General features: G+C 55.1%; 1 protein-coding gene. It reads left to right on the top strand.

The genetic code is table 11. The annotated features are described in order from the left end of the window. Positions 1-1,173 (top strand): DNA translocase FtsK (locus tag STRDD11_RS14445; protein WP_241209380.1); only part of this gene is annotated, 1,173 nt, incomplete at both ends.

Here is a 1,173-nt window from a genome sequence, read left to right as displayed (position 1 = left end):
AATCGGATTTCCAATCTGGCCGATGATTTGGCTCTGGCGCTGGCAGCCAAGGATGTGCGGATAGAGGCGCCGATTCCCGGCAAGTCTCTGGTCGGGATTGAAGTGCCCAACTCGGAAATCGCCACGGTGTCCTTCAGAGAACTCTGGGAGCAGTCCAAGACAGATGCCAAGAAGCTCTTGGAAATTCCGCTGGGCAAGGCCGTGAATGGCTCGGTGCGTTCCTTTGATTTGGCGAGAATGCCCCATCTGCTGGTGGCTGGTTCGACCGGATCCGGTAAATCTGTAGCTGTCAACGGCATCATTGCCAGCATTCTGATGAAAGCCCGGCCGGATGAAGTCAAGTTTATGATGGTGGATCCCAAGATGGTGGAACTGTCTGTCTACAATGACATTCCCCACCTGCTGATTCCGGTCGTGACCAATCCGCGCAAGGCCAGCCGAGCCCTGCAGAAGGTCGTAGACGAGATGGAAAACCGCTATGAACTCTTCTCCAAAGTCGGTGCCCGCAACATTGCTGGATACAATGCCAAGGTGGCTGAGTACAATGCCCAGTCTGAATACAAGCAGATACCCCTGCCTTTGATTGTCGTCATCGTAGACGAGCTGGCTGACCTCATGATGGTGGCCAGCAAAGAAGTGGAAGATGCCATTATCCGTCTGGGACAAAAGGCGCGGGCGGCCGGGATTCATATGATCCTAGCTACCCAGCGGCCGTCAGTGGATGTCATCTCTGGACTGATTAAGGCCAATGTGCCGTCGCGGATTGCCTTTGCAGTCTCCAGCGGGACCGACAGCCGGACCATTCTGGATGAGAATGGGGCAGAAAAGCTGCTGGGACGCGGGGATATGCTCTTTAAGCCCATTGATGAAAACCATCCGGTCCGTCTCCAAGGTTCCTTTATCTCGGATGAAGATGTGGAGCGGATTGTGGCCTTTGTCAAAAATCAAGCCGAAGCTGACTATGATGACAGCTTTGATCCGGGTGAAGTTTCTGAAAGCGATCTGGACGGCGGCGGAAGCGATGGAGATGAAGGCGACCCGCTCTTTGAGGAAGCCAAGGCCCTGGTCATCGAAACCCAGAAAGCCAGCGCCTCGATGATCCAGCGGCGTCTCTCTGTCGGCTTTAACCGGGCCACCCGTCTCATGGAAGAGCTGGAAGCGGCCGGTGTTATC

The sequence above is a fragment of the Streptococcus sp. DD11 genome (assembly GCF_001578865.1).
Lineage (GTDB): Bacteria > Bacillota > Bacilli > Lactobacillales > Streptococcaceae > Streptococcus > Streptococcus panodentis.
Note: the sequence above shows the minus strand (reverse complement) of the source record. Positions and strands in the feature narration are given on the sequence as shown.